The sequence below is a fragment of the Anaerostipes caccae L1-92 genome, assembly GCF_014467075.1.
Taxonomy (GTDB): domain Bacteria; phylum Bacillota; class Clostridia; order Lachnospirales; family Lachnospiraceae; genus Anaerostipes; species Anaerostipes caccae.
In genome coordinates this window covers 2,486,006-2,504,677 of sequence record NZ_AP023027.1, presented here as the reverse complement: position 1 = coordinate 2,504,677, position 18,672 = coordinate 2,486,006, and the positions used below count along the sequence as shown (strand labels likewise).

Sequence of the window (18,672 nt, the reverse complement as noted above, 5' to 3'; positions counted from 1 at the left end):
GTATATGAAGATTTCAATTGGATGTGACGAAGCAGCTTATGAGTTAAAAGAGGCCATCAAAAAGAGACTGGAGGAGACAGGGCATACATATGTGGACAATGGAGTAGAGGCCGGAGAAACCGCATTGTATCCGGATGTAGCAGTAAAAACCTGTGAAAGAGTGGCCAGCGGTGAGTGTGACAGGGGAATTCTCGTGTGCGGCACCGGCATCGGTATGGCTATGACGGCAAACAAGGTGCCGGGAATCAGGGCAGCGGTCTGTCACGATCCGTTTTCTACAGAGCGCTCCATTCTGAGCAATGACGGAAATGTGATGTGCATGGGAGCCAGGGTGATCGCACCTCAGCTGGCCTTATACCTTTTGGACATTTGGATGGGGCTTGAATTTAAAGACGGGCCGTCTACCGAAAAGGTCGAGAGGATTACTTATTACGAGAAACAATTCAGCAAATAGGCAGGAGGAGAGCATATGGATGAAGTTTTAAATTATTCAATGAATGAAATGGCAGGAGCAGATTTTGACTGCAGCTGCGGCAGACATCATACACTGGATATCAGGCATATCATCATGGGGCAGGGGGTTCTAAAGGAACTTCCGAAAGTACTGGAGCCGTTTTCCGGCAAAAAGGTTTACATGCTCAGTGATAATCACACATTTGAGGCAGCGGGAGACCGGGTGCTCTCGATTCTGGAAGCCGAGGATTATCTTGTGAAAAATGTAATGCTGGATTCCGGGGATGATATCCTGATCCCCAACGAACAGGCCGTGGGAACGATGTTCCTCAATCTGGAGCCGGATACGGCAGTGATCGTTGCCGTTGGCTCAGGGACCATCAATGATATGGCAAAATATATGTCTGCGAGAACAAAGATTCCATATGTGATCGTCTGTACGGCTCCCTCCATGGACGGATATGTGGCCGACGGGGCACCGCTGATTCTGGAGGGAAGGAAAATATCCTTTGTCGCCACACTTCCTTACGGCGTCATCGGGGACACGGATATCATGAAGCAGGCGCCGATGCATATGATCCACGCCGGATTCGGCGATGTGCTGGGCAAACTGACCGCCCTTGCCGACTGGTATCTGGCAAAAGAAAATGTGGATGAGTACTGCTGTGAGACCTGTGTGACCCTTGTGCAGAGAGCACTGGACAAAGTCACAGGCAGCGCAGAAGCCCTGGCAAAGAGGGACGATGACGCGGTCCTTTACCTGATTGAAGCGCTGACCCTCACAGGGGTGGCTATGGGTCTGATCGGTGTATCCCGCCCGGCTTCAGGGGCAGAACATATGCTCAGCCACTACTGGGAGATGGACTTTATCGCCAAGGGAAAATTCCCGGAACTGCACGGCATCAAGGTCGGCATCGCGACGCCAGTGATTGCGGAAATATTTGAACTGATGAAGGACGAGGTGCCAGAAGAAGCCATGAAACTGGCGCCTTCCAGAGAATATGTGGAAGGCCTCTTAAAGACAGTGGGAGCGCCGGTATATCCGACGAATATCGGAATTGACAGAGAACTGTTTTATAACAGCATTTTGGAGGGATACAAGGTAAGAAACCGGTACAGTATTCTGGAACTGGCCCTGAAAACAGGAAAACTAGAAGAAATTGCAGAAAAAATAACCAACCGTATTTATCAGTAAGGGAGAGATGAAATGAAATATTTTACAAGAATCCAAAAGCTGGGGAAAGACTCGCTGACGTTTTTAGGAGATCCTGAGTCAAACTTTATCATTCTGTTTAATGATAATGCGCCGCCTGCATTTGAGGATCTCTGTGTGCTGCATACGATTGAAGAGCTGAGAGCCAATATTGAGCCCGGAGATATGATGCTGATTAATGAAAAAGGATTTGAAGTGACGGCAGTGGGTACAGAAGCAAACGAGACTCTCCGGGGACTTGGACATTGTACGGTAAGCTTTAAGGGCGGCCCGGAAGCAGAGCGCCCGGGATGTATTATGGTGGAGGCGGTAAAAGGTGAGGAGCCTTTGACATCTGCAGATTTTGCACCGGGAAATACGATTGAATTCATATGACATTTTGACCAGTTTTCCGGCTTGCTGTCTCAGAGATGTAAGATTTTCTAACTTTCATCAAAGTCTCTGCGGCGGCCCGTTCGGAACTCGCTGACACTGGCCTAGAGTACTTAGGGAAGGCAAACGAAGTGCGGACTGAGCTTAGTACGAAGGCCGTTCGAAGGAACTTAATGAGCAGGAGCCGTAGGCGAAGTGCGAATTTAGTGAATTGAACCTCATTGTCTCCGAGCCTTTGCTGAAAGAAGAAAAACTAACATCTCTTCGAATGCAAGGCCTCCAAACTGGTCAAAATGGACGTAATGTCTGCTGGAGCAGGTTGCAAAGAGTCAAACTCATAGATATTTATACAAATGTATGTATAAATTCAATTTTAAAAGTATTTATACAAATGTTCAAAATAAGGTATGGATTTTATCATAGAATGGAAGTAAAATGAAGTTATATTACCAGTGGTATTATTTTTGTTGCAGGTGGTAACTATATTTGAAAGTAAGATTCGGGAGGAAGCGAAATGGATGAGATCTTAAACTATTCTATGAATGAAATGGCAAAGGCAAGTTTTGACTGCAGCTGCGGAAGGCATCATACTCTGGATATCGACAAGCTGGTGATGGGCCAGGGAGTGATCAAAGAACTGCCGGAAATGGTGAAGGGCCTTGGCGCAAAGAAAGTCTACATGCTGAGCGACAACAATACATACAAAGCAGCGGGAGAAACTGCGGAAACACTGTTGAAGGATGCAGGATTTCAGGTGAAAAGTGTGGTACTGGATTCAGGGGAAGATATTCTGATCCCGGATGAGCAGGCTGTGGGAACCATGTTCTTAAACCTGGAGCCGGAGACGGATGTTTTAATCGCGGCAGGTTCCGGAACTTTGAATGATATGGTAAAATATATGTCAGCCAGGACAAAGATCCCATATATCGTTGTCTGCACCGCACCTTCCATGGACGGCTATGCATCAGACGGAGCTCCTCTGATCCTAGGAGGAAAGAAGATTTCCTTTATTGCAACCCTTCCTTACGGTATCCTAGGAGATACAGACATCATGAAGCAGGCGCCGATGCATATGATCCGCGCCGGATTCGGGGATGTGATCGGAAAACTTACCGCTCTCGCAGACTGGTATTTGTCCAGGGAGATGACCGGGGAATACTGCTGTGAGACATGTGTGACTCTCGTGCAGAAAGCCCTCGATAAAGTAACCGGAAGTGCAGAGGCACTTGCAGACAGGGACGAAGAAGCAGTTCTCTATCTGATCGAGGCGCTGACGCTCACCGGAGTAGCCATGGGACTGATCGGCGTATCCCGTCCGGCATCCGGAGCAGAGCATATGCTCAGTCATTACTGGGAGATGGAATTCATCGCAAGGAAAAAGTATCCGGAGCTCCACGGAATCAAAGTGGGCATCGCTACACCGATCATTGCGGAAATTTTCGAGATCATGGGTGACGAAATACCGGAGGCGGCAAAGAAGCTGGCGCCTTCCAGGGAATATGTGGAAGGACTTTTAAAAACCGTAGGTGCGCCGGTTTCCCCAAAAGAAATCGGAATCGACAGGGATCTGTTTTATCAGAGTCTGCTTGACGGATACAAAGTCAGAGACCGGTACAGCGTCTTAGACCTGGCAGTGGAAAAAGGAAAGATGCAGGAGATCGCGGAGAAGATCACACATCGCTTTTATGATGAAGATTAAGGAGAAAGACAGATGAAGCAAAATATTCAGGCAGTGAAAGATATCAAATGTTTTGTCCTCGACATGGACGGGACCATCTATCTTGGAAATGACTTGTTTCCGTTTACACAGGACTTTTTAAAGAAAGTGGAAGACACAGGGAGGGAGTATTATTTCTTTACGAATAATTCTTCCAAGAGCCAGCAGGCCTACATAGATAAACTTTCGGGAATGGGAATATCCATTACACCGGAGCAAATGATGATTTCCAGTCATGTAATGATTCAGTATTTAAAAAAGAATCATCCGGGGGAAACCCTCTATGTGGTAGGAACCCCTTCGCTGTTAAAAGAGTTTGAAGCCTTTGACATGCCGCTTGTGGACGAAAACCCGGATATCGTGATCCTTGGATTTGATACTACACTTACTTATGAGAAGATTTCGAAAGCCTGTCATTATGTGAGAAACGGCTGTACCTATTACGGCATCAATCCGGACTGGAACTGTCCGATGGAAGGCGGAAACTTCATACCGGACTGCGGTTCCATGGCGAAGCTGGTGGAGGCATCCACGGGACGCTTTCCTGAATTCTTTGGGAAACCTTCCAAGCATACGCTGAATTATTTTGTGGAGCAGTCAGGGTACCGCCCGGAAGAGATCGCTATCGTAGGCGACCGGCTGTACACGGATATTGCAGTGGCGGACGGAAGTCCCGTGACTTCCATCCTGGTACTTTCCGGGGAGAGTACTTTGGAGGATGTGGAGAAAAGTGATGTGAAGCCGGATGTGATTGTGGATTCATTGGAGGATATCACAGAGGTACTTTAGCTTTCATTGATTTCAGCCATGCCGGATGTTATAATGGAGACAATCAAAGGAGGAACTCATTATGACAAAAAAAGAAGCATTTTTCTTCGGCGGATTCTGGCTCTGGATGGGTGTGGTCATCGGTTTTTTGATCGCTCCGATTAAAAAAGGAGTGGAGATCGGCAATAACAATATGTGTGACAACAACACTTATGAAGGCAGAAAAAAGAAACCTGAGCCGGACAAAAAGCACCATAAATAATGAATACCCTTTTGGAGCCATGGTTGAGGTTCCGAAAGGGTATTTTTACGTCCTATTAAAATTTCTCAGATGAAACTTTTTCCCTGACGGCTGCCCGTCTCTTTCATGCGCCGGGAAATCTCATTCAATACTTTTCTTTTGTTGAGCGTCCAGCGGGGAGCGATCAGCAGATCTTTGGGTCCGTCCCCTGTCAGGCGGTGGATGACGATATCTTCCCGTAGTTCTTCCATACAGCGGATGACGAGATCAACATAGTCATCGAGGTCATATACCGGAAATGGGTTTTCTTCGTACAGCATGCCGAGATCAGTGTGTTTCAGCACATGAAGGAGGGAAAACTTCACTCCGTTTACCGGCAGCTGGTTTAAATACCGGACGGACTGAAGCATCATCTCTTCCGTTTCACCCGGCAGTCCGAGGATCAGGTGGACGACAACATTGATCCCCAGATCGTGCAGTGCTTTTACTGCCTGTTCAAAACAGGAAAGAGGATAGCCTCTTCGGATGAATTGTGCAGTTTTCTCATGGATGGTCTGGAGTCCAAGTTCCACGAAGACGGGTTTTATCTGATTCAGTTCATCGAGCAGTTTAAGCACGTCCGGGGGAAGACAGTCCGGACGGGTCCCCACAGCCAGTCCCACAATTTCTTTCCTTAAAATCGCATCATAAAAAAGAGAATGAAGCTTTTCATATGGGGCATAGGTATTGGTAAACGCCTGAAAGTAGGCGATATATTTTGATGCATCTGTCTTTTGCCTGATCATGCGGATGCCTTCTTCAATCTGTTCACCAATGGGGAGAACAGCGTCGGGTGCAAAATCTCCGGAGCCTCCTTCGCTGCAGAAAATACAGCCTCTGGTTCCAAGGGTGCCGTCCCGGTTTGGGCAGGTGAAGCCACCGTTTAAAGATATTTTGTATACTTTTTCTCCGAAGGTCTGCTTTAAATAAGAATTAAAAGAGTAATAACGTTTTCCATCCCAATTCATAAGATGCGGTTCCTTTCTGCTGTGTGGTATAGTTCCATAGTTTCTTCACATATTGATCATAAGCCTTTCAAATTCTTCCTATATGATAAAAACATCTATAAAAGAAGGATAGGGAGGCTTATATTCATGAAGAAAAAATGGAAGGATATCATGGTTATGATACCGGGAAAAATGAAAAAACACAAGAAGCTGACGGCCGCTTTGTTGGTTTTATTTGTGTTGGCCGGTGTATTTGCAGGAAGATTGGCCTTGACCAGGAAGGCAAAAGGCGGGAATCAGATCCAGACTCAGAAGGCCACAAAGGGAACGATCAAAAAGACGGTGGAGGGAAGCGGTTCGGTGGCATCTGCTGCCACCCAGACCATCTCTTTTTCCAGTGATGTGAGCGTACAGTCGATTAAAAAGAAAGACGGTTCCTCAGTGAAGAAAGGGGATACCATAGCAGTGCTCACAAGTTCTTCGCTGGAGGATTCGATCAGCAGTCTGGAAAATCAGATCTCCTCTCTGGAGAGCACCCTTTCACAGGGAGCGGAGAGCGCGTCAAGTACGATCAGTTCTAAAGTTTCCGGAAGGGTAAAACGCATTTATGCAAAAGATGGTACAGCAGTGGCGAAGACCATGGACAGCAAAGGCGCTCTGATGGAAATCTCGGCGGACGGAAAGCTCAAGATAGAGTTTAAGCCCTCACAAACCGTAAAGACAGGAGACAGTGTCACCGTAAAATTTGGAGAATATTCGGTGTCCGGGAAGATTTCCGGTGTCAGTTCCGGGAAAGCCACAGCAGTGATCTCCGACAGTTACTATTATGATGTAGATACAAAGGCTTCTGTATATAACAGCAGCAATAAAAAGCTGGGTTCAGGAAAGCTGAAGTCCAACAGCCCGATCACAGTGACGGGAGACAAGGGAACGGTGAGTTCCATTGAAGTGTCCAAAAATCAGAAGGTGTATTCGGGAACGACACTGATCACATTGAGCGGAGCGGGATATTCAAAAACATACGAGAGCAATCTGGCAAAACATGAGGCTTTGGTTGACCAGCTGGAAGAATTAAAAAAGGAAAAGAAGAATCTGACGGTGACGGCAAAGTATGACGGAGTGGTGGATGAACTTTCAGCCTCCGCAGGAACCACGGTATCTAAGGGGAAAACCTTCTGTAAAGTGGTGAGTACAACAGCTTATAAGGTAAACATTGATGTGGATGAGCTGGATATCAAAGAGATTAAGACCGGACAGAGCGTATCAGTGACAGCGGATGCGATAGAGGATAAAACATTTAAAGGAACGGTGACCAAAGTTTCCAAGATCGGGACCAATACGGACGGGGTAGCCACCTATCCTGTGACTATAGAACTCAGTGATGCGGAGGATCTCTATCCTGCTATGAGTGCTACTGCCACAATTACGACTCAAGAGGCATCAGATGCGGTTCTTGTACCTGTATCTGCTGTACAGTCAAAGAATGGGAAAAACTATGTGGCAGTCGTCAGCGATAAAAGCGAAGAAGGTACATTAAAAGAGGTAGAAGTGGGAATTATGAATGATTCTAATGCCCAAATCACTTCCGGTATCAGCGAAGGTGATCAGGTTCAGGTGATTACCAAAAACACTTCTAATAAAAGTGAAGGCGACAAGATGATGGGACCGGACGGCCTGGGCGGCGGAAACGGAAAAGGCGGCGGAAGCGGGGCACCCGGCGGCGGATCCGGTATGCCGGGCGGGTCCAGATAGGAGGAGACATATGATTGAGGTAAAAGATTTAAGAAAGACGTATATTCTCGGCGGAGAAGAGGTTCATGCTTTGGACGGGGTCTCGCTGACCATCAAAGATCAAGAGTTTGTGGCGATTGAAGGTGCTTCCGGAAGCGGAAAATCGACTCTGATGAATATGCTGGGCTGCCTGGATGTGCCGGATTCCGGGGAAGTGATGCTGGACGGCCGTCCGGTAAAGTCACTGAAGGAAAATGAACTGGCAGCCATCAGGAATGAGAAGGTCGGCTTTATCTTTCAGCAGTTCCATCTCCTCGCCAAACTGACGGCGCTGGAAAATGTAGAACTGCCTCTGATCTATCAGGGCATCGGGATGGAAGAACGAAGAAAGACAGCAATGGAAAAACTCATGAAGGTGGGACTCGAAAAAAGAATGGACCATAAGCCGGGGCAGCTGTCCGGCGGCCAGCAGCAGAGGGTCGCCATTGCCAGGGCACTGGCGGCGGGACCGTCTCTGATCCTGGCGGATGAACCTACCGGCAATCTGGATTCAAGATCAGGAAAAGAGATCATGGAACTGTTAAAAGAACTGCACGGACAGGGCAATACCATTATTTTGATCACCCACGATCCAGAGGTGGCAAAAGAAGCGGAAAGACAGATCCGCATCATGGACGGGAAGATTATATCTGATACAGGCGGGAGGGATGCGGCATGAAATTTACTCAGGCAGTGAAAATGGCACTATCCTCTATTCTTTCTACCAAGCTTCGCTCATTCCTCACGATGCTGGGCATTATCATCGGAGTCCTCAGTGTGACTCTGCTGGTGTCTATTGCGCAGAGCACAGCCGGTTCGGTCAATGATACACTCTCGGGACTGGGAGGAAATGTGATCAGCGCGACGATCAACAGCCGGAGAAGTACGGGAATCAAGAGTTCAGATTTGGAGTCGCTGACGGACAATCCGGCGGTGCAGACTGTTTCCCCTACGGTAACAGGGAGCGGGACTGCCAAAGCCGGCGGTAATTCCTCCGATGTCTCTTTGAAAGGAATCACACCGGAATATTTGGAGATCGAGGGTACGGAGATCACGTCCGGAAGACAGATTCTTACCGTAGACAATGAAAACAGGCTCCAGGTATGTCTGATCGGAGCCGGAGCGGCAAAGGATCTGTTTGGGAGTACAGACTGTGTCGATGAAACAATCCGTGTCAAGGGTAAGAATTTTAAGATTGTCGGCGTGCTGAAAGAAGACGGGGAATCCCAGAGGGATTCCAATGATACGATCGTTTATCTTCCATTTAAAACGGCTCAGAGGCTTTTACAGCAGGCTGCGATACAGAGTTTTACCGTGTCTGCGTCGGGAGAAGATACTTTGACGATGGCTGAGAATGCGGTGGACCGGTTTTTGTTAAACAAGACAGGAGACGAAGACTCCTATACGATCGTCAACCAGGCCGAAATTGCGGAGAGCGTCAGTAATGTATCATCTTCCTTATCGCTGATGCTTGGAGGCATCGCCGGTATCTCTCTGTTAGTGGGAGGAATCGGGATCATGAATATTATGCTGGTGTCGGTAACGGAACGGACAAGGGAGATCGGCATCAGAAAGGCCATCGGAGCAAAGAAACAGGATATTCTGGCCCAGTTTATGACCGAGGCTGTTGTACTGTCATTTATGGGAGGAATTACGGGAATTATTCTGAGTTTTTTGATACTTGCTGTAGGAAACGCATTTGTAGATACATCCTTAAGCATATCTCCGGTCATCTGCGTGATATCACTTATATTTTCGGCCGCAGTGGGGATTATTTTCGGTTTATACCCTGCAAATAAGGCTGCAAATTTAAAACCGGTGGAAGCCCTTCATTATGAATAAAATCTTTCGTGTTCTGTCTTTTTTTCTCATAAAATGTCGGTTATAATCATCCTATATATTAAAAAGGGAGAAAAAATATGGATGCGGTTTTATTTGATGTGGACGATACTTTGTATGACCAGCGGGAGCCCTTTGCAAGAGCTTTCCGTCAGTTATTTGGTGAAACATATGAGATTGATATGGAGCGGCTGTTTGCGCTGAGCAGAAAGTACAGTGACGAGGCTTTTGAACATTCCCAGAGCAGGCAGATGACAATGGATGAGATGTATATTTACAGGATCAGTAAGGCGCTCAAAGAGTTTGATATACAAATATCAGATGAAGACGCACTTAAATTTCAAGAATTCTATGCGGGATATCAAAAACAAATCAGTGTCTCTGACGTTATAAAAGAAATGCTGACATTCTGCCGGGACAGGGTTCCCATAGGCGTGATCACCAACGGACCATCCGGACACCAGTGGGAGAAAATAGAAACATTGGGTCTTGGGGAGTGGTTTTTGGACGAGAGAATCTTCGTATCCGGAGATGTGGGGACCGCAAAGCCTGACGAAAAGATTTTTTGGTATGCATGTGATAAGATGAAGCTTCAGGATGCTGAGGTCTGGTATGTGGGAGATTCCTACCGAAATGATGTAGAGGGGGCCAAAAGTGCAGGTCTTCATTCCATCTGGATAAACCGGAGGAATTATCCGTATCCGGTGTCCGAGGTGCGGCCGGATTATTGTGTCGGTTCCGAAGAAGAACTGTACCGGCTGCTGCAAAGGCTTCTGTAATAAAAGACGGGTCTAAAACTTTTCAAAACGTATGGAAATGTTTTAGACCTGTCTATTTTTTTGCAAAAATGTCCGAAATCCTTTTGACTGTTTTTTGAAAGGGGACGATGATATAGTAAAGATACAGCAACGGAGGGATAAAAATGAACAAGAGATCGAGGGAGATTCTGCTGGGACTCATGGATTTGGAGAAGACATTCCGTATCAGTGAACTGGCAGAGAAATTCCAGGTGTCGGAGCGCACCATAAGAAATGACATCAATGATGTCAATGACTTCTTGGAACAGCATGAGCTTTCTTTAGTAAAACTGGGAAGCAACGGGACACTCCTTGTGGAGGATGACATCGAACTGGCAGCAGGCCTGTTTAATCAGAACGATTTTTACACATACCGGCTTTCCAAAGGAGAGAGAAAGCCGCTGATTGCGGCGATCCTGATCGAAGCTTCGGGCTACACGACCTTATCAAATATGGCAGAACTTTTGTATGTGAGCAGGGCTACAGTCATCAACGATTTAGAGAGCGTTAAGCAGATGCTTTTAAAGGAACATCTCACTGTGGAATCCCATTCCAACAAAGGGCTCGTCCTTCACGGAAAGGAGAGTGATAAGCGGGCATGTCTTCTAAAACTTCTGAACCAGGACGGATCTTTTCAGGCCGCAGGCTCTGTGGTCCAGAGCTTTATCAGAGGACTGAATATCAGTCACAGGCTGAAAAAAGAAGACAAACAGAACCTGCAGAAAATCATCAATGAACAGGAGCACGCACACGGAAGATTTTTAACCGACGCATCGTTCAACTACCTGCTCTCGTATCTGACCATACTGATCCAGAGAGTGAAAAAGGGGCATCAAATTACCGAGTCTCTGGAGGTAAAGAAGAGCAAGTACGAGATGGCAGAGGATATTTTGAGGTATGTGTGCCAGTACTGGGAACTTCCTGAGAGCCAGGGGGAAAAGGAACTGTTAAGCGATATTCTGGACAGCTTAAGCTACATAAAAAAAGACAGCAGGAACCAGAGGATCATAGGCCTGCAGCTGGTCACAAGGAAATTCATTGAGCAAATATCCAATGAGCTTCATGTGGATCTTAACCGGGACTTTGTGTTTTATGAAAATCTTGTCAATCATCTGGAATCCATTTTTACAAAAGAGTTTAATATCACTCAGAGAGACGATTTTCTCAGACAGATCGTAGAACAAAATCAGGAAACTCTGTATGCGGTTAAGAACAACATTGAGATGCTGGAACGGTTTGTGGGAAGAAAGATCCAGGCGATTGAGGCCGACTACATCGTGATTCACATCAGTGCCGCTCTGGAGAGGAGAAAGAAAAAGGAAATTGAGTTCCGTGTTGTCATTGTCTGTAATGGCGGAGTGGGGACATCGCAGCTCCTTCTTGCAAAAATGAGAAACCGCTTTGACTTTCACATTGTCGATGTTGTCTCTGCTCATGATTTAAGAAAAAGTCATTATGAAGACATTGATATGATCGTGTCCACGATTCCCTTAAAGGATTATGAGGGAGAATATGTGCTTGTGACACCGATGTTTTCCGACGAAGATTACCTGAGAGTGAATAAAAAGATCGAGCTTCTGCAGAAAAAGAACAGGGGAAGCAAAAAGAAGCTGCCCGAAAAAGACAGAAATCCAGAGGAACTTTCTGCGATTCTTCGGCCTATGATCAGAGATCCGGAGCTGTTTCGGGAAGTCTCCATGAAGATCTATGAGTATTTTGGAGAGTCCTTTGATGAGGAGCGGGAGCCGTTTCTGTGGGAATTATTGAGAGAAAAGAATATCCAGCTCAATATTGAGTGCAGAGACTGGAAGGATGCTATCAGAAAGTCGGCCGAACCGCTGCTTTTCAAAGGATATATCGAAGAGCGGTATGTAGACGCCATGATAGAAAACGTACTGGAAAACGGCAGTTATATTGTCATTTCCAAAGGGTTTGCACTGCCCCACGAGGGCTTTGAGCTGGGCAGCAAAAAAGTTGGAATGAATATGATCCGGCTTAAGGAACCGGTGGTCATCGAGGATGAGGACGGCGACCGGGAAGAAGTGAGATTTTTCTGCTGCCTGAGCACCGTGGACCACAAAAAGCACATCAAAGCGTTTTTTCATTTAGTCAATATGCTGACGAACCAGAGATTTAAGGAAGAACTGTGGAATGCCGAAAGTCCGCGGGAGACGGCGGCGATTATTAAAACTTATGAACAGAGAATAAAGGAGTGACAACATGGTTTGGGAACGTTTAAGCAAGGAATTGATTCTGCCTCAGATTGAAGCCAGAGACAGCGCGGATATTTTTGAGCAGGCGGGGGGAAAATTAGTCTCTCTGGGCTACTGTAAGGACAGCTATGTAGAGGCATTAAAGATTAGGGAGAAAGACTTTCCCACAGGCGTCGACATGGGGGGAGTGGGAGTTGCCATTCCCCATACGGATGTGAGCCATGTTCTGAAAAAGGGCATCGCCATCGCCACCACGAAAAAGCCGGTCACCTTCGTACAGATGGGAACGGATGATGAGACCGTGGAGGTACGGGTTATCTTCATGCTGGCTGTGGATGAGAAAGGGCATCTGGAATTATTACAGGCAATCTTAGGGATTCTGCAGGACCCTCATGTAGTAGAAAAACTCAGCAATGCGCAGAACCCGGAAGAAATTATAAATATCATCAAAGAAAAGGAGAATTCATTATGAAAAAGAAAGTCATCGTAGCATGCGGAGGAGCAGTGGCAACATCCACAGTAGCGGCAAACGCAGTGGTGGATCTGGCAAAGGAAAATGGGATTGATGTGGAGATCGCACAGGTGAGAATCTCGGAGATTGAATCCAATCTTCCAGCAGATCTGATCGTGACGACTTCAAAAGTAAAACGTGATTACGGTGTGCCGCTGATCACAGGAATGCCGTTTATCTCAGGGATTGGAGCAGATAAAACCAAAGCAAAGATTTTAGAAGTACTGAAATAACAGACATGCAGGAAACATCATGGAGGTAAAGGAGAAAAACTATGGGTATTTTTGGAGACGCGATTAATTACATCATTGGCCTGGGTGCATCGGTTATGCTGCCTCTCGTCATAGCAGTACTGAGTATTATTGTAGGAGTGAAAGTAGGAAAGGCAATCCGTGCCGGACTGATGGTAGGAGTCGGATTTGTAGGACTGGGACTCATTGTAGACATGATGAATGCCAACCTGGGGCCTGCGGCAAAGGCCATGTCAGAGACGTTTGGGCTTCACATGAGCGTTGTAGACGTGGGGTGGCCGGGGATGTCACCGATCACATGGGCATCCGGCATCGCAACCGTTGCGATCCCGGTAGCGATTCTTGTAAATGTGGTGATGCTTGTACTCAAGCTTACCAAAACTGTAAACATTGATATTTGGAACATCTGGCACATGACATTTACCGGGGCGATCGCCTATGCGGTGACAGGAAACTTTGCCATCGGTATTGCAGGAGTAGTGGTCCACGCAATCTTTACATACAAATTCGGTGACCTGTATGCGCCGCTGATGGAAGACTATTTTGAACTGGAAGGGCTCACCGTTCCCCACGGAACATCCGCCTACCTGGCACCGTTTGCCTGCACGATTGATGCCATTATCGAAAAGATACCGGGACTGAACAAGATCAGTATTACTGCCGATAAACTGCAGGAAAAAGTAGGTGTGCTCGGAGAACCGATCGTTATCGGAGGACTCCTCGGAACTTTAGTAGGTGCGCTGGCAGGCTATAATTTTCAGGCTGCGCTCCAGCTGGGCATCAAGATGTCCGCAGTCATGGTACTGATGCCGAAAATCACAAAATGTATCATGGAAGGCCTGATGCCGATCTCAGAGAGAATGAAGGAAATACTCACCAAACGTTCCGGGGACGGAGAGTTCTATATCGGACTCGATCCGGCGATTCTTTTAGGGGATTCCCAGGTAGTAACCGCAGGGCTGATCTTTATCCCACTGACCATTTTGATCGCAGTGATTGTGCCTGGAAATGTCATTCTTCCATTTGGTGATCTGGCAACCATCGGATTCTTTATCGCCATTGCCGTTGCAGTGCACAAGGGAAATCTGTTCCGCACACTGATCTCAGGCTCTGTGATCATGTATGTGACCATCTGGATCGCAAACCAGGCAATTCCGTGGACGACGGCACTTGCTAAGTCTGTGAACCTGACAAACGGAGCATCCAGGATTGCAGCGCTTGACCAGGGAGGGTCACCGATCACCTATATGTTCACACAGATCTTTACGAGAGAAAATCTTGCAGGGCTGGCTGTCATCGCCGTAATCTACGCAGTCTGTCTCGTATTCACTGTAAGGACATCCAAGGCCAGAGCGGCCGCATTAAAAGAAGAACAGTAAAACATCAGAAAACCGGGCGGGCTTTTGCCCGCCCGGACTGATAACCGAAGATCAGGAGGAAAAAGATGCCATTAATGACAACAACACAGATGCTCCTTGATGCCCAGAAAAACGGGTATGCAGTGGGCGCTTTTAATGTAGAGAATATGGAGATGGTCATGGCGGTCATGGAGGCAGCCGAGGAGCTTCGTTCCCCGGTCATCATGCAGACTACGCCGTCCACGGTAAACTACGCGGGACTGGATTATTTTTTGGCAAATGTACGGACCGCAGCGGAGCGTGCCAGTGTGCCTATTGCCATGCATCTGGATCACGGAAACAGCTTTGAACTGGCCATGCAGGCCTTGAGGACCGGCTATACATCCATTATGATCGATGGTTCCCATGAATCCTTTGAGGAGAATATACGGCTTACCAAGTCCGTAGTCGATGCATGTGCTCCTTCCAAAGTGCCTGTGGAAGCGGAGCTGGGAAAAGTCGGGGGAAAGGAAGATGACCTGGACGGAGGGGCCGGAGGCTACACAGAACCTTCCGAAGCATTAGAATTTGTAAATAAAACGGGCATCACCTCCCTGGCTGTGGCTATCGGCACAGCCCACGGAGTTTACAAGGGAGAACCGAAACTGGACCTTCTGCGCCTGTCAGAAATTCGGGAAGTGGTTTCTGTACCATTGGTGCTTCACGGAACAAGCGGTGTGCCGGACCAGACAGTGGCGGAATGTGTCAAACGGGGAATCTGTAAGGTGAATTACGCCACAGATTTACGGATTGCCTTTTCAAAAGGGGTTACCGGTGTGCTCAGAGAAAAACCGGATACGATCGATCCTAAAAAATATAATGCTGCGGGAAAACAAATGGTAAAGGAATATGTCAAATCAAAAATGAAGGTTGTAAAGAGTGAAGGAAAGGCTTAGGTGAATGGAATGAAAGCAGGAGTGGTCCATGCAAAAAATGATATCCGGTTCGAGGAAATCAAGACCCCGGTGCCGGAAAAAGGGCAGGTGCTGGTCAAAGTCAAATATACAGGGATCTGCGGATCTGATGTGCCGAGAGTCAACGGGGATGCGTGTCATTTCTTCCCAAATGTGCTGGGACATGAATTTTCCGGTGTGGTAGAAACCGTAGGAGAAGGAGTATCCTCCTTAAAGCCGGGTGACCGGGTGGCCGGTGTGCCGCTGGTTCCGTGCATGGAATGTGAGGACTGCCGGAAGGGGAATTATTCCCTCTGTAAACATTACAGTTTTATCGGCTCCAGGGAATTCGGAAGTTTCGCCGAGTATGTGGCGGTGCCGGAGAAAAATGCGGTAAAATTTGAGGATTCTGTATCTTTTGAGCAGGGGGCTTTCTTTGAGCCTGCCACAGTGGCTCTCCACGGACTTTTAAGGACCGGCTACCAGGGCGGAGAAGATGTGGCAGTCCTGGGCGGCGGCACCATCGGACTGTTCACGGCCCAGTGGGCAAAGATTTTCGGCGCTAAAAGGGTCACGGTTTTTGACATCAGTGACGAGAGACTTAAGCTTGCGAAGAAACTTAGCATCGATAATGGCATTAATACTCTGGAGGAAGACTTCATGGATCAGGCTATGGCACTCACCGGGGGCAAAGGGTTCGGCTATGTATATGAGACTGCAGGAGTTACCACGACCATGAAATATGCGTTCCGTCTGGCAGCCAACAAAGCGGGAGTCTGTTTTATCGGAACACCGACGAAAGAATTATCTTTCAGTGTGGAAGAATGGGAAAATATGAACCGGAAAGAATTTACCCTGACCGGGTCCTGGATGTCCTACAGCGCACCGTTTCCGGGGAAAGAGTGGGAGCTCACAGCCCATTATTTTAAGACCGGCCAGCTGAAATTTGATGATTCACTGATCTTTAAGAAACTGCCCTTATCTGAGATAGCGGATGCCTTTGAACTTTACAAGGAAAAAGGCGCTGTAAAAGGCAAGATTTTGATTGACAGTGAGGGATGATTTATGATTTTAACAGTGACACTGAATGTATCTGTGGATAAAGCATACAAAATAAAAGGAGCTGTGTGTCCCGGTACCGTCTCCAGGGTGGATGAGTGCAGGAACACCGCAGGAGGAAAAGGGCTCAATGTGGCAAGGATCGCAGACCTGTGCGGAGAAGATGTTTTAGCGGCCGGTTTTGCCGGAGGATTTAACGGTGATTATGTCAAAGCAATGCTCTGTGAAGACGGAATTCAAAGCAGATTTACAAAAGTAAAGGGCGAGTCCAGAAGCTGTATTAATATATTGGCCGGGGACGGTACATCCACGGAATTTCTGGAACCGGGTGCACCGGTGGAGGAAGAGGAGTGGCATCGGTTCCTAAAGGATTTTGAAGAGTTGGTAAGGGAAAGCCATGTGGTCACGATCTCAGGAAGTGCTCCAAGGGGGCTTGGGACAGACTGCTACCAAGAGCTGATCGAAATAGTGAAACGGCAAGGGAAACAGGTTATTTTAGATACCAGCGGTGAGTATTTGAGAGAAGGGCTCAAAGCGAAACCTACGATGATAAAACCTAATCAAGAAGAGTTGGAAGACCTGCTTGGAGTGGAGATTAAAAACCGGGAAGACCTGATTTTGGCGGGCAAAAAGCTTGTAAGCCAGGGCATCCCATATGTAGTCATATCCCTTGGGGCCAAAGGAGCTTTGATGATATGTGAAGATAGAATTTATCATGGAAAGCCTCCTGAACTGGACGCGGTGAATCCGGTGGGATGCGGAGATTCCATGGTGGGAGCCTTTGCAGCGGCATTCTGCCAGGGAAAATCAGACAAAGAAGCACTGGCTTATGCAGTGGCAGTGTCTGCGGCCAACGCGATGAATCCGGGGACAGGAAGATTCCGGGTTAAAGATATGGAAGAAATTCATTCAAAGGCAGAAGTTGAAGAAATTACTTATTAACAGCAGAGAAGCAAGACACTATGCAGGATGGAGTGTCTTGCTTTTTAAAGTTTTCGAGAACTAAATACTGAGGTGCCGGGAGATGAAGTGGGTCTGCCGCTTTGTTTAGACAGGGATATATGTAACAGAATTCCCGTGGTGGCGGATGACCTGTTCCAAATCGGCACAACTGATCCACACCGTGGCAGTGTTATCGTTTGGATGGACTCCGATGCAGGAGCTGTCTTTTAACTCTTCATCTATGAAAACTTCTACAGCCAGGTGTTCATCGTTTAAGATTCCCATGGGAGAGACAGAGCCTTTCGTTACCTTCAGATGCTTCATGAGCCGTTCCTCCGATGCGAAACTTAATCTGGATGAACCGATGGTCTGCCGGAGTGTTTTCAGATCCACAGGCTTGTCTCCGGCAGCAAGAACAAGAAAATGCCGCTTGCCGCTGCCGTCTCTTAAAAAGAGATTTTTTGCGATGGATTCATTGGGTCTGGTCAGATGCAGAGCCTCGATCTCCTCCATGGTATATGCAGCAGGGTGATCTTCGCACTCATATGGGATGTGGAGGCGGTCAAGCGTCTCTAATACCTTTTGTTTCATGTTTAAGTCCTTCTTTCTATTGGATCACTGACAGAAGTTCGTCCGGTTTTTCCAGCACAACAGCATATTCTTTTTTTAATGCCTCAGAAGCTCCCCATCCTGCCAGGGCAAAATCACATCCGGCAGCTCTGGCACAGTCTATATCATAGCTGGTATCCCCGATAAAGAGCATTTGGCTTATCGGTATTTCAGACTGTTCTGCCAAATATAACAGAGGTTCCGGATCCGGTTTGGCATGGGAAACCTCGTCCAGGCAGATGGAGTGCTCCATGAAACGTTTCAGCCCATGGCGCTCCATCGTTTCTTCATATTCAATTCGGAGTTTATTTGTGGCAACGCCCAGGATAAGCCCTTTTTGACTCAGGGCAGACAACGTATCTAAAATTCCGTCAAACGGATGGATCGTATGTGCATAGCAGTCAATATATTTTAACCACCCGTGAATACTTCCTTCAGGAAAGCCCATAGAGTCCAGCAGGGCCAGGCTGTCGCCGCCGAGAACAAACTCAAGCTCATTAAGCGGCCTGCATTCATTCCATATCTCTTCGTACAGGTCTCTGAAGCCTGCGAGAATGGAATATTTGGTGTCCAGCAGAGTACCGTCCAGATCAAAACAGATCATTTTATAATCAGGTGATAAGCGATTCATAGGTCTTCCT

The 18,672-nt window shown here is 47.3% G+C and carries 20 protein-coding genes; 17 read left to right on the top strand and 3 right to left on the bottom strand.

Annotation, left to right across the window (positions count from 1 at the left end):
* Positions 1–4: 4 nt before the first annotated feature.
* From rpiB to ANCC_RS12225, 6 genes are all read left to right on the top strand, one after another.
* A complete protein-coding gene (rpiB, locus tag ANCC_RS12245) occupies positions 5–454 on the top strand; it encodes a ribose 5-phosphate isomerase B (protein WP_006568017.1) in 450 nt (149 codons plus the stop codon).
* 15 nt (positions 455–469) lie between these two features.
* A complete protein-coding gene (locus tag ANCC_RS12240) occupies positions 470–1,648 on the top strand; it encodes a sn-glycerol-1-phosphate dehydrogenase (RefSeq protein ID WP_006568016.1) in 1,179 nt (392 codons plus the stop codon).
* A 12-nt stretch (positions 1,649–1,660) separates the two neighbouring features.
* Positions 1,661–2,041, top strand: coding sequence for a PTS glucitol/sorbitol transporter subunit IIA (locus tag ANCC_RS12235; RefSeq protein ID WP_156340288.1), 381 nt, complete (start codon positions 1,661–1,663; stop codon positions 2,039–2,041).
* A 511-nt stretch (positions 2,042–2,552) separates the two neighbouring features.
* Positions 2,553–3,737, top strand: a complete 1,185-nt coding sequence (locus ANCC_RS17705) for a sn-glycerol-1-phosphate dehydrogenase (RefSeq protein WP_006569092.1) — start codon at positions 2,553–2,555, stop codon at positions 3,735–3,737.
* A gap of 12 nt (positions 3,738–3,749) precedes the next feature.
* Complete coding sequence (locus ANCC_RS17700) at positions 3,750–4,544, top strand: HAD-IIA family hydrolase (RefSeq protein ID WP_006569091.1); 795 nt, start codon at positions 3,750–3,752, stop codon at positions 4,542–4,544.
* Positions 4,545–4,605: 61 nt separating this feature from the next.
* Positions 4,606–4,785: a hypothetical protein gene (locus ANCC_RS12225; protein WP_006569090.1), complete on the top strand. Its 180-nt coding sequence runs from the start codon at positions 4,606–4,608 to the stop codon at positions 4,783–4,785.
* A 65-nt stretch (positions 4,786–4,850) separates the two neighbouring features.
* On the opposite strand, the gene mnmL is transcribed toward ANCC_RS12225, so the two are convergent.
* Complete coding sequence (mnmL, locus tag ANCC_RS12220) at positions 4,851–5,771, bottom strand: tRNA modification radical SAM protein MnmL/YtqA (protein ID WP_006569089.1); 921 nt, start codon at positions 5,769–5,771, stop codon at positions 4,851–4,853.
* 126 nt (positions 5,772–5,897) lie between these two features.
* On the opposite strand from mnmL, the gene ANCC_RS12210 reads away from it, so the two are divergent.
* The 11 genes from ANCC_RS12210 to pfkB all read left to right on the top strand — a co-directional run bounded on the left by ANCC_RS12210 (position 5,898) and on the right by pfkB (position 17,422).
* A complete protein-coding gene (locus ANCC_RS12210) occupies positions 5,898–7,502 on the top strand; it encodes an efflux RND transporter periplasmic adaptor subunit (RefSeq protein WP_039947134.1) in 1,605 nt (534 codons plus the stop codon).
* A gap of 10 nt (positions 7,503–7,512) precedes the next feature.
* Positions 7,513–8,199, top strand: a complete 687-nt coding sequence (locus ANCC_RS12205; protein ID WP_006569087.1) for an ABC transporter ATP-binding protein — start codon at positions 7,513–7,515, stop codon at positions 8,197–8,199.
* Positions 8,196–9,362: an ABC transporter permease gene (locus tag ANCC_RS12200; protein WP_006569086.1), complete on the top strand. Its 1,167-nt coding sequence runs from the start codon at positions 8,196–8,198 to the stop codon at positions 9,360–9,362. The genes ANCC_RS12205 and ANCC_RS12200 overlap by 4 nt, the downstream gene beginning before the upstream one ends.
* Positions 9,363–9,439: 77 nt before the next feature.
* Positions 9,440–10,138 carry an HAD family hydrolase gene (locus tag ANCC_RS12195; protein WP_006569085.1) on the top strand — a complete coding sequence of 233 codons (699 nt, stop codon included), beginning with the start codon at positions 9,440–9,442 and terminating at the stop codon, positions 10,136–10,138.
* Between the two features lie 143 nt (positions 10,139–10,281).
* Entirely contained in the window at positions 10,282–12,372 is a 2,091-nt protein-coding gene (locus ANCC_RS12190; protein WP_006569084.1) for a BglG family transcription antiterminator, read from the top strand.
* 4 nt (positions 12,373–12,376) lie between these two features.
* Complete coding sequence (locus ANCC_RS12185; RefSeq protein ID WP_006569083.1) at positions 12,377–12,841, top strand: PTS sugar transporter subunit IIA; 465 nt, start codon at positions 12,377–12,379, stop codon at positions 12,839–12,841.
* Positions 12,838–13,113 carry a PTS galactitol transporter subunit IIB gene (gene gatB, locus ANCC_RS12180; RefSeq protein WP_006569082.1) on the top strand — a complete coding sequence of 92 codons (276 nt, stop codon included), beginning with the start codon at positions 12,838–12,840 and terminating at the stop codon, positions 13,111–13,113. The genes ANCC_RS12185 and gatB overlap by 4 nt, the downstream gene beginning before the upstream one ends.
* Positions 13,114–13,154: 41 nt before the next feature.
* A complete protein-coding gene (locus ANCC_RS12175; RefSeq protein WP_006569081.1) occupies positions 13,155–14,510 on the top strand; it encodes a PTS galactitol transporter subunit IIC in 1,356 nt (451 codons plus the stop codon).
* A gap of 65 nt (positions 14,511–14,575) precedes the next feature.
* Positions 14,576–15,424 carry a tagatose-bisphosphate aldolase subunit GatY gene (gene gatY / locus ANCC_RS12170; RefSeq protein WP_006569080.1) on the top strand — a complete coding sequence of 283 codons (849 nt, stop codon included), beginning with the start codon at positions 14,576–14,578 and terminating at the stop codon, positions 15,422–15,424.
* A gap of 9 nt (positions 15,425–15,433) precedes the next feature.
* Complete coding sequence (locus tag ANCC_RS12165) at positions 15,434–16,483, top strand: galactitol-1-phosphate 5-dehydrogenase (RefSeq protein WP_039947153.1); 1,050 nt, start codon at positions 15,434–15,436, stop codon at positions 16,481–16,483.
* Positions 16,484–16,486: 3 nt separating this feature from the next.
* Positions 16,487–17,422: a 1-phosphofructokinase gene (gene pfkB / locus ANCC_RS12160; RefSeq protein ID WP_006569078.1), complete on the top strand. Its 936-nt coding sequence runs from the start codon at positions 16,487–16,489 to the stop codon at positions 17,420–17,422.
* A 105-nt stretch (positions 17,423–17,527) separates the two neighbouring features.
* Here the strand turns inward: pfkB and ANCC_RS12155 are convergent, their stop codons facing one another.
* Positions 17,528–18,013, bottom strand: a complete 486-nt coding sequence (locus ANCC_RS12155; protein WP_006569077.1) for a prolyl-tRNA synthetase associated domain-containing protein — start codon at positions 18,011–18,013, stop codon at positions 17,528–17,530.
* Positions 18,014–18,029: 16 nt separating this feature from the next.
* Positions 18,030–18,662, bottom strand: coding sequence for an HAD family hydrolase (locus ANCC_RS12150; protein WP_039947133.1), 633 nt, complete (start codon positions 18,660–18,662; stop codon positions 18,030–18,032).
* Between the last annotated feature and the right edge of the window lie 10 nt (positions 18,663–18,672).

Coding starts and splice junctions, on each gene's coding strand:
- rpiB (WP_006568017.1), top strand. CDS start 5: ATGAAGATTTCAATTGGATGTGACGAAGCAGCTTATGAGTTAAAAGAG.
- ANCC_RS12240 (WP_006568016.1), top strand. CDS start 470: ATGGATGAAGTTTTAAATTATTCAATGAATGAAATGGCAGGAGCAGAT.
- ANCC_RS12235 (WP_156340288.1), top strand. CDS start 1,661: ATGAAATATTTTACAAGAATCCAAAAGCTGGGGAAAGACTCGCTGACG.
- ANCC_RS17705 (WP_006569092.1), top strand. CDS start 2,553: ATGGATGAGATCTTAAACTATTCTATGAATGAAATGGCAAAGGCAAGT.
- ANCC_RS17700 (WP_006569091.1), top strand. CDS start 3,750: ATGAAGCAAAATATTCAGGCAGTGAAAGATATCAAATGTTTTGTCCTC.
- ANCC_RS12225 (WP_006569090.1), top strand. CDS start 4,606: ATGACAAAAAAAGAAGCATTTTTCTTCGGCGGATTCTGGCTCTGGATG.
- mnmL (WP_006569089.1), bottom strand. CDS start 5,771: ATGAATTGGGATGGAAAACGTTATTACTCTTTTAATTCTTATTTAAAG.
- ANCC_RS12210 (WP_039947134.1), top strand. CDS start 5,898: ATGAAGAAAAAATGGAAGGATATCATGGTTATGATACCGGGAAAAATG.
- ANCC_RS12205 (WP_006569087.1), top strand. CDS start 7,513: ATGATTGAGGTAAAAGATTTAAGAAAGACGTATATTCTCGGCGGAGAA.
- ANCC_RS12200 (WP_006569086.1), top strand. CDS start 8,196: ATGAAATTTACTCAGGCAGTGAAAATGGCACTATCCTCTATTCTTTCT.
- ANCC_RS12195 (WP_006569085.1), top strand. CDS start 9,440: ATGGATGCGGTTTTATTTGATGTGGACGATACTTTGTATGACCAGCGG.
- ANCC_RS12190 (WP_006569084.1), top strand. CDS start 10,282: ATGAACAAGAGATCGAGGGAGATTCTGCTGGGACTCATGGATTTGGAG.
- ANCC_RS12185 (WP_006569083.1), top strand. CDS start 12,377: ATGGTTTGGGAACGTTTAAGCAAGGAATTGATTCTGCCTCAGATTGAA.
- gatB (WP_006569082.1), top strand. CDS start 12,838: ATGAAAAAGAAAGTCATCGTAGCATGCGGAGGAGCAGTGGCAACATCC.
- ANCC_RS12175 (WP_006569081.1), top strand. CDS start 13,155: ATGGGTATTTTTGGAGACGCGATTAATTACATCATTGGCCTGGGTGCA.
- gatY (WP_006569080.1), top strand. CDS start 14,576: ATGCCATTAATGACAACAACACAGATGCTCCTTGATGCCCAGAAAAAC.
- ANCC_RS12165 (WP_039947153.1), top strand. CDS start 15,434: ATGAAAGCAGGAGTGGTCCATGCAAAAAATGATATCCGGTTCGAGGAA.
- pfkB (WP_006569078.1), top strand. CDS start 16,487: ATGATTTTAACAGTGACACTGAATGTATCTGTGGATAAAGCATACAAA.
- ANCC_RS12155 (WP_006569077.1), bottom strand. CDS start 18,013: ATGAAACAAAAGGTATTAGAGACGCTTGACCGCCTCCACATCCCATAT.
- ANCC_RS12150 (WP_039947133.1), bottom strand. CDS start 18,662: ATGAATCGCTTATCACCTGATTATAAAATGATCTGTTTTGATCTGGAC.